The sequence below is a fragment of the Allobosea vaviloviae genome (assembly GCF_001298265.1).
Lineage (GTDB): Bacteria > Pseudomonadota > Alphaproteobacteria > Rhizobiales > Beijerinckiaceae > Allobosea > Allobosea vaviloviae_B.
Window position 1 is genome coordinate 1 of the sequence record NZ_LGSZ01000053.1, and the last position, 14,560, is coordinate 14,560.

At 68.6% G+C, this 14,560-nt stretch carries 13 protein-coding genes and 1 pseudogene; 9 read left to right on the forward strand and 5 right to left on the reverse strand.

What is annotated here, in order from left to right:
- Window positions 1-291, forward strand: a pseudogene (locus tag AE618_RS28550) (hypothetical protein); the annotation flags it as partial.
- Between the two features lie 243 nt (window positions 292-534).
- Window positions 535-2,295 (forward strand): mucoidy inhibitor MuiA family protein, encoded by a 1,761-nt coding sequence (locus AE618_RS20300; RefSeq protein WP_054210909.1) that lies wholly within the window; start codon window positions 535-537, stop codon window positions 2,293-2,295.
- A gap of 120 nt (window positions 2,296-2,415) precedes the next feature.
- Here AE618_RS20300 and AE618_RS20305 read toward each other — a convergent pair whose 3' ends face one another.
- Window positions 2,416-2,994, reverse strand: coding sequence for a tyrosine phosphatase family protein (locus tag AE618_RS20305; RefSeq protein WP_054210910.1), 579 nt, complete (start codon window positions 2,992-2,994; stop codon window positions 2,416-2,418).
- Between the two features lie 286 nt (window positions 2,995-3,280).
- Window positions 3,281-4,492, reverse strand: coding sequence for an amidohydrolase (locus AE618_RS20310; RefSeq protein WP_054211014.1), 1,212 nt, complete (start codon window positions 4,490-4,492; stop codon window positions 3,281-3,283).
- A gap of 290 nt (window positions 4,493-4,782) precedes the next feature.
- Between AE618_RS20310 and AE618_RS20315 the strand changes: the two genes are divergently transcribed.
- The 4 genes from AE618_RS20315 to AE618_RS20330 all read left to right on the forward strand — a co-directional run bounded on the left by AE618_RS20315 (window position 4,783) and on the right by AE618_RS20330 (window position 8,774).
- Complete coding sequence (locus AE618_RS20315; protein WP_054210911.1) at window positions 4,783-6,075, forward strand: adenylosuccinate synthase; 1,293 nt, start codon at window positions 4,783-4,785, stop codon at window positions 6,073-6,075.
- A gap of 118 nt (window positions 6,076-6,193) precedes the next feature.
- Window positions 6,194-7,462: a hypothetical protein gene (locus AE618_RS20320; RefSeq protein WP_054210912.1), complete on the forward strand. Its 1,269-nt coding sequence runs from the start codon at window positions 6,194-6,196 to the stop codon at window positions 7,460-7,462.
- Between the two features lie 200 nt (window positions 7,463-7,662).
- Entirely contained in the window at window positions 7,663-8,136 is a 474-nt protein-coding gene (locus tag AE618_RS20325) for a hypothetical protein (RefSeq protein WP_054210913.1), read from the forward strand.
- Window positions 8,133-8,774, forward strand: a complete 642-nt coding sequence (locus AE618_RS20330) for a hypothetical protein (RefSeq protein ID WP_156330390.1) — start codon at window positions 8,133-8,135, stop codon at window positions 8,772-8,774. Before AE618_RS20325 ends, AE618_RS20330 begins: the two co-directional genes overlap by 4 nt.
- A 51-nt stretch (window positions 8,775-8,825) precedes the next feature.
- Here the strand turns inward: AE618_RS20330 and AE618_RS20335 are convergent, their stop codons facing one another.
- Window positions 8,826-9,776 (reverse strand): polyprenyl synthetase family protein, encoded by a 951-nt coding sequence (locus tag AE618_RS20335; RefSeq protein ID WP_082365425.1) that lies wholly within the window; start codon window positions 9,774-9,776, stop codon window positions 8,826-8,828.
- Window positions 9,777-9,929: 153 nt separating this feature from the next.
- Between AE618_RS20335 and mtgA the strand changes: the two genes are divergently transcribed.
- Entirely contained in the window at window positions 9,930-10,631 is a 702-nt protein-coding gene (gene mtgA / locus AE618_RS20340; RefSeq protein ID WP_248310959.1) for a monofunctional biosynthetic peptidoglycan transglycosylase, read from the forward strand.
- A 276-nt stretch (window positions 10,632-10,907) separates the two neighbouring features.
- Window positions 10,908-11,093, forward strand: coding sequence for a 50S ribosomal protein L32 (gene rpmF, locus AE618_RS20345; RefSeq protein WP_054210915.1), 186 nt, complete (start codon window positions 10,908-10,910; stop codon window positions 11,091-11,093).
- Between the two features lie 114 nt (window positions 11,094-11,207).
- Here rpmF and AE618_RS20350 read toward each other — a convergent pair whose 3' ends face one another.
- Window positions 11,208-11,405 carry a hypothetical protein gene (locus AE618_RS20350; RefSeq protein WP_054210916.1) on the reverse strand — a complete coding sequence of 66 codons (198 nt, stop codon included), beginning with the start codon at window positions 11,403-11,405 and terminating at the stop codon, window positions 11,208-11,210.
- A gap of 180 nt (window positions 11,406-11,585) precedes the next feature.
- Between AE618_RS20350 and AE618_RS20355 the strand changes: the two genes are divergently transcribed.
- The gene (locus AE618_RS20355; RefSeq protein WP_054210917.1) at window positions 11,586-13,277 is read left to right on the forward strand and encodes a bifunctional diguanylate cyclase/phosphodiesterase; all 1,692 of its coding nucleotides are present in this window, start codon (window positions 11,586-11,588) and stop codon (window positions 13,275-13,277) included.
- Window positions 13,278-13,368: 91 nt separating this feature from the next.
- On the opposite strand, the gene AE618_RS20360 is transcribed toward AE618_RS20355, so the two are convergent.
- On the reverse strand, window positions 13,369-14,460 hold the full coding sequence (locus tag AE618_RS20360) for an alpha/beta hydrolase (protein ID WP_197280841.1): 1,092 nt from the start codon (window positions 14,458-14,460) through the stop codon (window positions 13,369-13,371).
- Window positions 14,461-14,560: the final 100 nt, after the last annotated feature.

Here is a 14,560-nt window from a genome sequence, read left to right on the forward strand (position 1 = left end):
GCCCTCTCCGAGCAGAGCGCAGCTTCGGCCGGCTCGCTCTCCTCCCGCATCGCTCAGCTGAACGCGCTGGTCGCGGCCTTCAGGACCGGGAACGAGGGCGCGGGAATGGCTGGCAGCGCACCAAGCCATGCGCCCGCCGCTCCCGTTCTGGTCAGGCCCGCCGTCGAGCCCGCTCCGTCGGAACCGGCCCGCCTGCGCCAGCTCGCCGAGACCGCCTTCGTCCAGTCCCGCGCACCGGCCAAGAAGGTCGCCAACAGCCGCGCCAGCGACTCCGGCTGGGAAGAGTTCTAGAACCGGCCGCGCCCAAGCCGACGCCACCAACGAAGCCCGGCCCGTTGCGGCCGGGCTTTCGCATGTCTGGAAAGGCGTCGGGCCGCTGGCAGAGCCATTTAGCCTCCTGCCTCCCTCAAATGCAGGATGCCGCGCGGCAGGCATTGGATGACGCTATCCCCAGTCCGGCCCAATTCAGCCTTGGCCGCGCCGAAATCAGACCTGCCTATCACGGCCTCGTGATTGTCGGAGGGGATAGCACAGATGATGACCAGACTTGCCGCCGCCCTGTTTCTCGCCCCGAGCCTGGCCGGCGCGGCCGAGACGGAACTGGCCTCCCGCATCGAGCGCGTCACCGTCTATCCCGACGGCGCGGTGGTGACGCGCCTGGGCAAGGCGGACCTGCTGCAAGGCGCCTCCCAGATCGTCCTGCGTGGCCTGCCGGCGACGGTCGACCCGGCTTCGATCCGCGTCGAGGGCAAGAGCTTTGCCCCAGGATCCGGCAATGGCAGCTTTTCGGTCGGCTCGGTCGATGTCCGCCTGACGCCAGGCGAGACCCGCCCGCCCGGCCTGGATCCGGTGATTCAGGCGAAGCTCAGGGTTTTGCGCGAGGAGCGCGGCGTTCTGGCCGGCCGCGTCAGCGCGATCGAGACCAAGCGCGCCGCCATCGAGCGCTTCGCCCAGACCACGCCCGACAAGCTCGGCTCGGAGAGCAAGGCCCTGCCAATCACCGATTGGGTCGCGGTCTTTGACACCATCGGCACCGCGCTGCTCAAGGTCCATGAGGAGCTGCGCGGCAACAAAATCCGCCTCGACGAGGTGGATGTCGAGATCGCCACGCTGGAGCGGGCCGCCCCGGCCCCCCTGCGCACCGGCGCGCCCAAGCGCGACATCGCCATCGCCGTCGAGGCGACGGCGCCCGTCGCGGCCGAATTCGCCGTAACCTATCGCGTCGGCGGCGCCGGCTGGACGCCGCAATACGAGGCGAGGCTCTCCACCGGCAGCGGTGCGGAGAAGCCGGCGATCGACCTCGTCCGGCGGGCAGAACTGCGCCAGCGCACCGGCGAGGACTGGAGCGATGTCGCGCTGACGCTCTCGACGACGCGCGCGGCCGGCGGCACCCGCGCGCCTGAGCTTGCGCCGATGCAGGTGATGTTCTTCGAGCCGATCACGTCCGACTTGATGCGCGGCCGCAACATTGGCAGCGCGCCGCCCGCCCTGGCTCCGAGCCCCGCCCGTGCGGCCAAGGCGGCGGACGCCGAGGCCGAGGCGAGCGCCCGCAACATTCCGGCCGCCCGTCCCGCCGAAATCCAGACCGCGCAGGTCGAGGCGTCAGCTTATCAGGCGAGCTTCCAGGTCCCCGGCCGCGTCTCGATCCCGCAGGACGGCTCCTCCAAGACCGTTGTTCTGAGCCAGAACAAGGCCGAACCCATGCTCTCGGCCCGCATCACGCCCGAGATCGAGGAAACCGCCTATCTCGAGGCCGCCTTCACCCATGACGATCCTGCAGCGCTGTTGCCCGGCACGGTCGCGCTGCATCGCGACGGCACCTATATCGGGCGTGGCCGGATCGGGCTGGTGGCGCCCGGCGACAAGGTCGAGCTCGGCTTCGGCGCCGACGACAAGCTCAAGGTGTCGCGCGCACCCGTGCGCCGCCGCGAGAACGAGCCGACCTGGCTCGGCCAGACCCGCACCGACCTGCGCGAGTTCAGGACGGTGGTGAAGAGCCTGCATGCGCAAGCCGTCAAGGTGACCGTGACCGAACGCATCCCCTTCTCGGAAAGCTCCGCGATCACCGTCGAGACCATCGCCGCCCAGACCACGCCGCCGACGGAAAAGCAGGTCGGCGACAAGCGCGGCATCTCGGCCTGGACCTTCGACCTCGCGCCGGGGGCGGAAAAGGAGATCAAGGTCTCCTACCGCATCAAATGGCCGGGGGATCGCGAGGTCACCTATCAGCAGCAGCCTATGCCGAGGCCAGCCCCGCTGCCGTGGTCGCCGGCCGGCGAAACGAAGGGCGGCTGAGGCCGCGTCATTCTCGGGCGAAGCGAAGCGCAGGCCCGAGAATCTCTCGCCGGATAAGACACCGGCGCCTCCTGATCAGGTGATGCTCGGGTCAAGCCCGAGCATGACGCCCCGAGGCCTTCACACCGCCATCGCCAGCTCGCGCCCGCGCCCCAGCCGCGTCATCCAGTCGGTGTATTGCGGCTGGACCTTGAGCTGGTGGCCGTAATGCCGGCGCAGCGCCTCGGTCAGCCGCCCGCCGCGTCCAAGCTGCGCGTCGGCGAAGGCGATCATCACCGAATTCGGCCAGGCCTGCGGGCGCACGCCGCGCAGGCGCTCGAACAGCGCGTCCTCGTCAGCTTCGGCATCGTTTTGCGCCATCAGCATCAGCATCGCCGCCGTCGAGCGCGAGATGCCCATATGGCAATGGACGAGGAGATGGCCCTCGACGCGATCGCCCACACCCTCGCGCAGCCCCTCGCCGAATTGCAGGATCTGTTCGACATGACCAGGCTGAGGCGGGGTCATGCCCTGCGACGGGCCCAGGATGTCGTGGAAGCGCAGCGTCACGCGATGGTGCTCGCCATAGGTGCCGAAGGCGTCGATCTCCGGCAGGCCGGGATCGAGCAGCGACAGCACATGGCTGACGCGGCGGACGCTGTGGGTGGGCAGTTCCTCGATGCCGCAGATGGTGAGCGTCGAGATGGCGAGCGATTGCATGGGGTCACCGGCTGGTTGGCGCAGAGGTGCCGCTTACAGCCTCCCGCAGCAGGCGCGCAACCAACAGGAATGGAGGGGAGCCCTGCGCGATCATTGTCGTGCAGAGCTTGCGCCGGTCGAATCCGCTCGACCTCTGCGCCGTCATCCCGGACCAGCCGCGAAGCGGCGCCGATCCGGGATCCATGCCTGAACCGTTCCGGAATGGATCCCGGCTCTCCGCTTCGCTTCGGCCGGGATGACGCGTGCTTGACGACCGATGGGGACCGCCTGTTTGCGTGCAGGTCGCCTACGCTGCGACCGCCTGCGGCTGCATCCCCAGTTCCTCCGCGACGACATTGACCCAGTAGCGGATGCCGTCGGGGATGATCGCGTCGTTGAAGTCGTAGAGCGGCGTGTGCAGGCCCTTGAACGAACCGTCCGCCGCGACCCCGTTGCCGATGCGCATGAAGGCGCCGGGCTTGATCAGCATCATCTCGGCGAAATCCTCGCCGCCGGTGCCCGGCCGCAGCTTGGCATCGACATGGGCGGCACCGACAGAGGCGGAAGCCGCGGCGACCGCGACCTCGACCTGCTCGGCCTTGTTGATCAGCGGGCTCGTCCCGCGATGATAGGTGGCTTCCGCCCGGCAGCCCCAGGCCAGCGCCGTCGCGCTTGCGAGTTCGCCGATGCGGCGCTCGATCGTGTCGCGAATCTCGGCAGAGTAGGTCCGCGCCGTGCCGCCGAGCACGAGTTCGGAGGGGATGACGTTGGATGCGTTGACGTCGCCGCCATGGATGTAGCCGACGCTGATCACCGCCGTGTCGAGCGGCGGCACATTGCGGCCGACGATGCCCTGCAGGCCCAGCACGAACTGCGCCTGCGCATAGGTGATGTCGGTCGAGAGATGCGGCTGCGAGCCGCCATGCCCGCCGACGCCACGGAAGGTCACCTCCCAGCTATCGGCCGAGGCCAGGAACGGCCCGACCGCCGTGCCGAAATGCGAGGCCGGCAGGCCCGGCGTGTTGTGCAGCCCATAGATGGCGTCGCAGGGGAAGCGCTCGAACAGACCGTCCGCCAGCATCGCATTGGCGCCGCCGCGCCCCTCCTCCGCCGGCTGGAAGATCAGGATCGCCGTGCCGCCGAAATCGGGGTTCTCCGCGAGATAGCGCGCCGCGCCGAGCAGCATGGTGGTGTGGCCGTCATGGCCGCAGGCGTGCATCTTGCCGGGCGTGGTCGAGGCATAGGGCAGGCCGGTGTCCTCGACCAGCGCGAGGCAGTCCATGTCGGCGCGCAGCCCCACCGCCCTCTGGCCGGGACGGCGTCCACGGATGACGCCGACGACGCCGGTGCCGCCGACCCCTTCAGTGACCTCGACGCCCCATTCGCGCAGATGCTTCGCCACCAGCGCCGCCGTGCGATGCTCTTCGAGGCCGAGTTCGGGATGGGCATGGATGTCGCGACGGATCTCGGTGAAGGCGGCATGGTGCCGGTCGAGCCAGGCGTCGAGTTCGCTCGTCATCGTCTTCATATCCCCTTGGCGCCGTCGCGCGCATCCGTGATTCGGGCCATCGACCACAGCCCCGCGAGGCAAGCATGAAGCCTGCCAGCGCGGCGTGGTCATGGCGCCCGCATCCTGTTCTACACCCTGGCGGCGCCGCCATCCATGCGCGCAAAGCTTGACCTTGGCGCGCGGTTGGCTCATGAGGGCCTGCAAGAACCTGCCTTGGAACCCCGGTCTTGCGCCGGGGTTTTTCATGCGCGGCGCTTGCCGGAAAACGACACGAGCAAGACAGGCAGGAACCCCTAACCATGGCAAATGTGGTGGTGGTCGGCGCCCAGTGGGGCGACGAGGGCAAGGGCAAGATCGTCGACTGGCTGTCGAGCCAGGCCGATGTGGTGGTGCGATTCCAGGGCGGGCACAATGCCGGCCACACGCTGGTCATCGACGGGAACGTCTACAAGCTGTCGCTTTTGCCCTCGGGCATCGTGCGCGGCGGCAAGCTCTCGGTCATCGGCAACGGCGTCGTGGTCGATCCCTGGCATCTCGTCGAGGAAATCGCCCGGCTGCGCGCACAGGGCGTCGCGATCAGCCCTGAGAACCTGCGCCTCGCCGACAATGCCACGCTGATCCTGCCGCTGCATCGCGAGCTCGACCATTTCCGCGAGACCTCCAATGCCGGCCTGAAGATCGGCACGACCAAGCGCGGCATCGGCCCGGCCTATGAGGACAAGGTCGGCCGCCGCGCCATCCGCGTCATCGACCTGAAGGACCCCGCGATCCTCGAGGCCAAGATCGAGCGGCTGCTGGCTCATCACAACGCGCTGCGCCGGGGGCTTGGCATCGCCGAGGTGAACGGCGCCGAGCTGCTCGACCAGCTCAAGGAGATCGCCCCGCAGGTCCTGCCCTATGCCGACACGGTCTGGGCGCTGCTCGACGCGCAGCGTCGCGCCGGAAAGCGCATCCTGTTCGAGGGCGCGCAGGGTGCTCTGCTCGATGTCGACCACGGCACCTACCCCTTCGTGACCTCGTCGAACATCGTCGCCGGCCAGGCCGCGACAGGCTCGGGCCTCGGCCCATCGGCGGTCGGCTATGTGCTGGGCATCGCCAAGGCCTACACCACCCGCGTCGGCGAAGGCCCCTTCCCGACCGAACTCTTCGACGAGATCGGCGAGCTGATCGGCCAGAAGGGCAAGGAATTCGGCGTCGTCACCGGCCGCAAGCGCCGCTGCGGCTGGTTCGACGCCTGCCTGGTGCGTCAGACCGTGAAGACCTCGGGCATCGACGGCATCGCCCTGACCAAGCTCGACATCCTCGACGGCTTCAAGGAGATCAAGGTCTGCATCGGCTACAGGCTCGATGGCGAGATCCTTGAGCACCTGCCGGCCGGCCAGAGCGACCAGGCCCGTGTCGAGCCCGTCTACGAGACGATCGAAGGCTGGGAAGGCTCGACGGCGGGCGCCCGTTCCTGGGCCGATCTGCCGGCGCAGGCGATCAAATATGTCCGCCGCATCGAGGAACTGATCGGCGCGAGCGTCGCCGTGCTCTCGACCAGCCCCGAGCGCGACGACACCATCCTGGTGCATAATCCGTTCGAAGCGTGAGCCGGCATGACGGAGTGTCGATCTTCCGGAGCTGACGCCCTTCAAAAGTTGCCGGTCTTTGAAGCGCGCCGGCCTTTCCAGAGTTGACGCGGGCGCCCAACAACGACAAGTGAGGCCAATGGCCGACTTCTATCCCATCCTGGCGCGAGCGGTTGCCGGGCTTCCCGAGACATCGCCGGCGGCGCGCCAAGCCATCTACGAGCGCGCCAGGGCAGCCCTCGTGACCCAGCTCCGCAGTCTCGACCCGCCGCTCGGCGAGGCCGAGATCATGCGCGAGCGGCTGTCGCTCGACGAGGCCGTGGCGCGGATCGAGGCCGATTACGACACCACCCCGCCGCGGCTGGACATCGAGACACTACCGCGCCCGCCGCTGGCCGAGCCGCAGCCGCCCTCTTCGTTTCCCGCGCCCCTGCCGATCCAGCCGCCCAAACCCGCGCCGCGGCCCCAGCCGCCTGCACAGGCGCAACCTGCACAGGCGCAAGTCGAGCCGCTGCCCGATGATGCGCGCTATGACGACGCCCTGCCGGAGCCGGCCGAGCCGCAGCAGATGCGCCCGCGCCTCGCCCCGCCGCGCGAGAAGCGGGTCAAGCCCGGGCATCTTCGCACGGCGATCGTCGCGACCGGCGTCGCCATCGCGGTCGCGGCTATCGCCGTCGCCGCCTACTACGTCAACAAGGTCAGGCCGGAAACCGTCGCGCGTCCGCGCGTCGAGACGCCGAACCAGCCGGCCCAGGCCGACAATGCCGGCAAGATCAACGAGCGCGTCGGCGAGGCCGGTTCGGCCGCCCCCGCGACGCGGCCTGGCAGCGGCAGCACCTCGACGACGGCCCCTTCGCAGGAGATCGCGGTCGCGCAGCGCGCCATCCTCTACACCGAGGACCCCAACAGCCCGCAGGCGCCGCGCGCCATCAACGGCCGCGTGTTCTGGCGGCTCGACAGCGAAAGCGTCGGCCAGGGCCGCCCGGTCGAGACGATCGTGCGCGCCACCGTCGACATCGCCGAGATCGGCCTGTCGCTCGACTTCACCATCCGCCGCAACACCGATTCGGCCTTCCCCGCCTCGCACATCATCGGCATGCGCTTCACCTCGACGGGCGACCCGGCGACGGAGGCCGTGCGCGAGGTCGGCGTGCCGCAGTTGAAGACCGAGGAGGGCGAGCGCGGCGCGCCGCTCTCGGCGATCAATTCGGCGCTGGGCGAGAACCTCTTCGTCGCGGCGCTCTCGAACGTGCCTGTCGAGGTCGAGCGCAACACCGACCTGATCCTCAACCGAAGCTGGATCGACGTGCCCGTCCGCTTCGCCTCGGGCAAGCGCGGCATCATCACCTTCGAGAAGGGCGTCTCGGGCAACCAGACGCTGGCGGACGCGTTCGGGCGCTGGCGTTGAATTGAGAGGTGATCCGGCGCAGGCCACGCCCGCGCCCTGTCGCCGCCTCTTGGAATGCACGCCGCGGATATCGGCTTCGCGCGCTGCGGAACCGCCCCGCATCAGGGCGCTTGCACAATTGCCCATGGGTCGATCATGATCGCAGACGAGCGAGCCATACAGCGACGCTGAAGCGACAGGAGCAGGATTTGGGCAGTGTCATGCGCGCGCTGCTGCTGTCATCGATGTGCATGGCCTCGCCCACCGGCATGGCATCTGCCGCCGTACCGTTGGGATGCTTCGTCAGAACCTACGACGCCGCGCATTTGCGCAACCATCCCCGCCAGCAGGTTCGCCGTCTGTGGCTGCGCCTTGAAACCTCCCGCTACGAGGCCGGCAAGATCGAATTCGGCCTGAATATCTGGCTCAGGGGCCAGCCGCAGGTCTGGCGCGCAGGCGGGCGCTGTGAACCCGATCCCATCGCATTGAGATGCCAGCCGGATACCGACGGCGCCTCCGGATTGCTGATCACGCAAGTGGGCCGCAATATGCGCCTCTCGAACCCAGGCCGGCTGAAGATCGTCGACGACGTGACCGGGCCGGATCTGAACGACAGGCTTCTGGGCGGACCGGGTCATGCGACCTTTCTGCTCTCTCCGGCACGCGACAGCGCCTGCAAGGACAGCCGGCCATGACAGCCTGTCGCCATGCCGTTGTGAGCGCATCTCTGTTGGCTTGGCTGGCGGCGTCGCCGGCTTTGGCGCAGGGTGCCCCCTCGTCGCGCTATACGCGCGTCAACCTCGATCAGCCGCCGTGCAAGTCTGCACCGCCCCCCGTGGAGGGCTTCTCCTGCGTGGGGGTTGCAGGCTGGACCCTGAATGTCGGCTTCCCGGCTTTTGGCGCGACGCTGAACTTCAGCCGCGACAAGGGCCGAGTCTCTGCAATCTCGCCGACGGATGGCCGCCAGGTCCCGATCGACGAGCTCGCGGGCAAGACGACCACGATCGAATGGCGCGGCACGACCCGTGGCAGCGTCTTCGAGCCCTATGCGGCGATCATCCGCGTCCTGGTGCTCGATGCCCGCCAGAGGCAGGAGATGATCGAGCAGGGATCGCCGCCGCCATCGGCCCGGCGAGCGCAGATCCTGATGGTCACGCGCCTCGGCCGGGAAGGCTCCTGCGTGGTCGCCTATGTCGATGCGCAGGCCAACCCGGCGCCAAACGCCCTCGCCAGGGCAGCAGCGGATGCGGCCGGCAAGGCCAGACCCTGTCCGGTCGAACAGGTGGAGATCCGGGGCGTGGAAACCCCGGTCCTCAGCGGCTACATCAGGTAAGGCCGCCCGGATGACCCCGTGATCGACAAGGGTGTCGAGCCAGGCCTTCCCTCAACTCGCCCGCTCAGCCGCGAACCGCGCCGCAGCGCGCAGCACATCCGCCTCCGCCCCGAACCCCGCCAGCGCCGCGACCGCGGCCGCACTCAAGCCGTCGCGCTCCCGCTTCGCCGCATCCAGCCCCAGCGCCTGGACCAGCGTGCCCTTGCCCTTGCCCTGGTCCTTCGCGGTCGCCTTGCCCAACTGCTCGGGGCTCGCCTCGACGTCGAGGATGTCGTCGGCGACCTGGAAGGCGGCGCCCAGCGCCCGGCCATAGATCCCCAGAGCCGCGCGCTGTTCGGCCGAAGCCCCTCCAAGAACGGCGCCGATGTCGACGCTCGCCGCCAGCAGCGCGCCGGTCTTCATCGCCTGCAAGCGGCGGATCTCGACATCCGAGAGCGTGGCGGCAGCGCCTGCCCCGAAGCGGCCCTCGGCCGCGAGATCGAGCATCTGCCCGCCCGCCATGCCGCCGAGTCCGGAGGCGCGGGCGAGCGCCAGCACCAGCGCGGCGCGGATATCGCCGGACGCATGTGTGTCCGGGTCGGCCAGAACCTCGAAGGCGAGCGTCAGCAGCGTGTCGCCGGCCAGCATCGCGGTGGCCTCGTCATAGGCCTTGTGCACGGTCGGCCGGCCCCGACGGATGTCGTCGTCATCCATCGCTGGCAGATCGTCATGCACCAGCGAGTAGCAATGCACGAGCTCGACGGCAGCCCCCGCCCGCAGCGCCTGCGCGGGCGCGACGCCCAACAGCCGGGCCGTCTCCACCGTCAGGAAGGGCCGCAGCCGCTTGCCGCCGCCGAGCGCGCCATGACGCATCGCGGCCAGCAGCCGCGCCGGTCGCGCGATCTCGCCCTCGCGCACCGTATCCTTCAGCAGGCCGTCCAGCAGGGCCTCGATCTCGGCGGCGGTTTGCGCCAGCCGCGATGCCAGGTCGTCATTGCCGTCACCGGGCTGGGCGGAACTCATGGGGCGGAACTCATGGCGGAACTCATGGGGGTGGCCTCGCGTTCGCTCACCGGCGGCTTATCCCCGAGCGAAGATGGGACCGATCGGGCCGGGCTTGCCGGAGCGCGCACAAACCGTCAAGCCAATGGGAGCATGTCGCAGGGAATGACGGAGATGGCGGCAGCGCGCGTCCCAAGGCGGGGCAGCATCCTGATCCGCGCGCTGCGCTGGATCTGGCTGGCGGGGCTCGCCCTGCTCGTGGCTCTGGCTCTCGCGCTGATCCTCTATCGGTTCGTGCCTGTGCCCTCGACCCTGATGCTCGGGCGCTGGCTGACCTTCCAATCGGTCGAGCGTCAATGGGTGCCGCTCACGGAGATTTCGCCCACGCTGGTGCGCGCCGTGATCGCGGCTGAAGACCAGCGCTTCTGCAGCCATGCAGGCGTCGACTGGGTCGAACTCAACACCGTGCTGGAGGATGAGGACGGCCCGTCGCGCGGCGCATCGACGCTGACGATGCAGACCGCAAAGAACGTCTTCCTCTGGCCTGGCCGCTCCTATGTGCGAAAGGCGCTGGAGATTCCTCTCGCCATGGCGATCGACATCGTCTGGCCCAAGCAGCGCGTCATCGAGGTCTATCTCAACGTCGCCGAATGGGGCGAAGGGCTCTACGGTGCCGAAGCCGCCGCCCAGCGCTATTTCGGCAAGCCCGCGTCTCGCCTCAACGCCGCTGAAGCCGCAAGGCTCGCCGGCGCGCTGCCCAATCCGATCCTGCGCAATCCCGCACGGCCGAGCCGGGGCCTGCAATCGGCTGCCGGCCGGGTCCAGCGCCGCGTCGGGCAGTTGGGGCCGCTGGGCGATTGCGCCGTGCCGGGGTGAAGTACCCTTTCCGTCATTCCGGACAAGCCGCGAAAGCGGCGCCGATCCGGAATCCATGCCTGAGCCGTTCCGGCATGGATCCCGGGTCTCCGCTGCGCTTCGCCCGGGATGACGGCGCGGGTGAAGTGACCGAGGAGGATGCTGAAATCAGGATTCAGCACTAGCCATCGCGGCCGGCAGCGTGTATGGGCAACGCCTCACGAGATTGATCCGTCGTCGTGGCGGTGGCGTGGCCTCAGGGCAGCGCTTCCGAGCGGCGGCACGATGGAGAGTATCATGGCCGTTCCGAAGAGAAAGACGTCGCCGTCGAAGCGTGGCATGCGCCGCTCGGCCGACGCGCTGAAGCAGCCCACCTATATCGAAGACAAGAACTCCGGCGAACTGCGCCGCCCGCACCATGTCGACCTGAAGTCGGGCATGTATCGCGGCCGCCAGGTGCTGAAGGTCAAGTCCGAGGCCTGAGACCTTCGGGTCCGAGCCTCGGGGCGCTGCACGCAGCGTTGCAAGCCGGCCGCGAGGCCGGCTTTTTCTGTGCGCGATGCCAAGGCCGTGTGTTTGCGAGCGTCGCGAGAGCCTTCAGGCGCGGCGCGGGTTGCCGATTCGTGCCCGCATCGCAGCCGCCCGATAGAGCCGCGCCGCGACATCCGGCGTTTCGCGCTCGCGGCGGGCAAAGGGGCCGATCTCGGCTTGGCTGGCGGCAAGCTGCAGCAGCAGCATCGCGAAACCCGCGGTTGCGCGCTCGCCGCTCCCTTCCGGATATCCCGAATCCGTCATGTCCCACTCCGACACGCAATGATTGCGTCGAAGGGCAAAGTTGCAATCCGCCGGCCACCCTTAACGGTGTATTAAGGCGACGCGTCGCATCGTTTCGGAACAATTCCCTCCCTGTCCGGACAGGGCGGTCCGGCACATCAGAGCGATCCGGGCTGCCCGTCTCATCGAGGCCGTCAAGCGATGCCCGTGCCGTCGATCTTCAACGCTCGCGACGACAGCCGCGTGGATCCGCGCAACCTGCTCTCCTCGATCGGCGAAGTCGTCTACACCTGGGACATCCAGAGCGATGCCTTGACCTGGGGCCCCAATGCGGCCGACGTGCTCGGGCCGATCCCCGAAGGCGCCATGGCGCGGGGGCTCGGCTTCGCCGGCCTCGTCGAGCCCGGCAGCGGCCGCAGCCGCTATGATGCGGTCTTTTCCGCCGGAGGCCAGGACCAGGGCGAGGGCGTGATCTACCGCACGCGCTACGCCGCCGACCTCGCCGGCCGCAGGATGTGGGTCGAGGATGCCGGGCGCTGGTTTTCCGGCACGGATGGACGCGCGGCCTGCGCTCGCGGCATATTGCGACTGGAACGCCAGGTGCGACCCGACGAACTGGTGACGCAGACTGGCGATCTTGGCGACCGCTCCGCCCTGCTGGAGCGCATCGGCTCGGCGCTGGCCGAGCACCTGCCGGCAGATCGGGCCATCGTCGTGCTGGTCGGCGCGATCGACGAACTCGCCCGGCTGAACGACGATTTCGGCCACGAGGCCACCGACGAGATCATCTCAGCCGTGCAGGACCGGCTGCGCTCCGTGACGCGCCGGCGCGACCATCTCGTGCGCTATTCCAGCAATCGCTTCGCGATCCTCTTGACCGGCTGCCCGCACAGCCAGGTTGACGCCGCGGCGCGACGCTTCATCAAGGCGGTGGCGAAGACCGCCATCGAGACCCAGCGCGGCATCGCGCTTGTGCGCCTGCGCGTCGGGGCCGCCGTCGCGCCCGACATTTCCAGCCACGCCGGCACCTTGCTCTCCGCCGCGGAGAACGCGCTGGGCGGTGCCAAGGCCGCCGCCTGCGATGCCGCCGTGATCGCGCGGCGGCAGGAGAGCCGCGAGCCCCCCGACATGCGCCCCGGCTTCGATGTCAGCGCTTTGGCAGCCCTGAACGAGCGACGCGTCGAACTCGCGCTGCAGCCGATCGTTGGGGCGAAATCGCGCGAGGTCGCCTTCCACGAGGCCCTGCTGCGGGTCGCCCTCGGCAGCGACGGTGCCTTCTTCGCCACCGCCGAGCTGGTGCCCTTGCTCGAGCGTCGCGGACTCGTGCGGCTGTTCGACCATCGCGTGCTGGAGCTGGCGGTCGAGCTGCTCGCCACCAATCCGGCCATGACGCTCTCGATCAATGTCTCGCCACGCTCGCTGGTCGATCCGGAATGGCTCGACGCCTTCCTCGCCTGCACGGGCAGCGCGCGCGGCATCGCCCAGCGTCTCGTCGTCGAGGTCACCGAGACCGCGACGATCGACAATCCGCTGAAGGTCGCGCGGCTGCTCGGGCAGATCAAGGAGCGCGGCGCACGCATCGCCATCGACGATTTCGGCGCGGGCCACACCTCGCTGCGGCATTTGCGCGCCTTCCCGATCGACGTTTTGAAGATCGACGGCACCTTCACCCAGAATCTGCGCCGCTCGACCGACGACCGCTTCTATGTCCGCACCCTGATCGACCTCGCCCGCCATCTCGACGTCGAGACCGTGGCCGAATGGGTCGATGACGAGCTCCAGGCCAGCATGCTCGCCGATTGGGGCGTCACCTATCTGCAGGGGCATCTGGTGGGGAAGGCCGAGTTGTGCCCGAAACCGCTCCCGCTGCAGGCGCGCGCGATCGGCATGTGAAAACGTCCCGCGTGCAGCACGCGGGACGTCCTTCGTCATGGCCGGCAGGGCGGCTGCCGCGCAGGCATCCACGCGAAGCGGGAGGCCCCGGTCACATGCCGGTGCCGAAGCCCTTCTTGATCTGCATGACCGCGAAGTCCTGAGCCTCCTTGGCCTTGGCCACCACCGCGTCCATGCCGAAGAACTCGTGCGTCACGCCGGTGTAGAGCTGGTGGGTGGTCTCGACGCCGGCTTCCTTCAGCTTGGCGACGAGCATGTCGCCGTCTGACTTGAGCGGATCGATCTCGGCGTTGATCACCGTGACCGGCGGCAGGCCCTTCAGATCCGCGGCCACGAGGTTGAGGCGCGGGTCCTGGGTATCGCTGCCGCCATTGGTGGCATGCTTCACGAACCAGGCCATCATCGGCGTGTTCAGCGGCTTGGCGGCGGCCTGTTCCTTCTTTGACGGCGTGTCCATCGACGTCGTCGCCACCGGATAGACCGAGACGATGGCGACAGGCTTGGGCAGGCCCTGCTCGCGCGCGGCGATCGCCGTATTGATCGCGAGATTGCCGCCGGCGCTTTCGCCGACCAGAGCGACCTTGCCGGGATTGTAGCCCCAGCCCTGCGCGTTCTTCAGCACGTATTGATAGGCCTCGATCGCCTCGTCATGGGCGGCCGGGAACTTGTTCTCTGGGCCCATGGGATAGTCGACCGAGACCACGGCCGCGCCGGTCTTCCGCGCCAGTGCCGACGATGTCGCGTCATAGACGTCGAGATCGGCGATGACCCAGCCGCCGCCGCGGAAGAACACGATGATCGGGAGGTTGGATTCCTTGGTCGCGTTCTCCGGCACATACCAGCGCGTCCGCAAACTGCCCATGTCGGCGAAGCGCTGGTTGGAGACCTTCAGCCCTTCATGCGGCTTCACATCGAGCTTCTTGTCCTTGATGATCTTCATCACCGCATCGGTCGGCGTGGGCTGCTTGCGCGCCTCGCTCGGCTCAAGGGACTCGATCGGCTTGCCGCCGAGCCCGGCAAGGACCGACAGCACCTCGGCCATGTCGGCATCGGGCTTGGAGGCGGTCGGCTGAACGGCGGAGGCCGGGGCAGGCGCGGTCTGCGCGAACACCGGCGTCATCGCGCTGGTCGCGAGCAGGACAGCCGTGGAGAGGGTTCGAATCGTTTGGGAGAGCGGAGTCATGAAGCATCCTCAGTGAAGCATGCTCCACGAAACCGCCGCGGCGGTATCCTGTTCCCTCTAAGAGAGGCCTGGGCACCTCCAAGACCGAGTCAAGCCCACG

Coding starts and splice junctions, on each gene's coding strand:
- AE618_RS20335 (WP_082365425.1), bottom strand. CDS start 9,776: ATGAGTTCCGCCCAGCCCGGTGACGGCAATGACGACCTGGCATCGCGG.
- AE618_RS20320 (WP_054210912.1), top strand. CDS start 6,194: ATGGCCGACTTCTATCCCATCCTGGCGCGAGCGGTTGCCGGGCTTCCC.
- AE618_RS20355 (WP_054210917.1), top strand. CDS start 11,586: ATGCCCGTGCCGTCGATCTTCAACGCTCGCGACGACAGCCGCGTGGAT.
- AE618_RS20315 (WP_054210911.1), top strand. CDS start 4,783: ATGGCAAATGTGGTGGTGGTCGGCGCCCAGTGGGGCGACGAGGGCAAG.
- rpmF (WP_054210915.1), top strand. CDS start 10,908: ATGGCCGTTCCGAAGAGAAAGACGTCGCCGTCGAAGCGTGGCATGCGC.
- AE618_RS20310 (WP_054211014.1), bottom strand. CDS start 4,492: ATGACGAGCGAACTCGACGCCTGGCTCGACCGGCACCATGCCGCCTTC.
- AE618_RS20305 (WP_054210910.1), bottom strand. CDS start 2,994: ATGCAATCGCTCGCCATCTCGACGCTCACCATCTGCGGCATCGAGGAA.
- AE618_RS20350 (WP_054210916.1), bottom strand. CDS start 11,405: ATGACGGATTCGGGATATCCGGAAGGGAGCGGCGAGCGCGCAACCGCG.
- AE618_RS20330 (WP_156330390.1), top strand. CDS start 8,133: ATGACAGCCTGTCGCCATGCCGTTGTGAGCGCATCTCTGTTGGCTTGG.
- AE618_RS20300 (WP_054210909.1), top strand. CDS start 535: ATGATGACCAGACTTGCCGCCGCCCTGTTTCTCGCCCCGAGCCTGGCC.
- AE618_RS20360 (WP_197280841.1), bottom strand. CDS start 14,460: ATGACTCCGCTCTCCCAAACGATTCGAACCCTCTCCACGGCTGTCCTG.
- mtgA (WP_248310959.1), top strand. CDS start 9,930: ATGGCGGCAGCGCGCGTCCCAAGGCGGGGCAGCATCCTGATCCGCGCG.
- AE618_RS20325 (WP_054210913.1), top strand. CDS start 7,663: ATGCGCGCGCTGCTGCTGTCATCGATGTGCATGGCCTCGCCCACCGGC.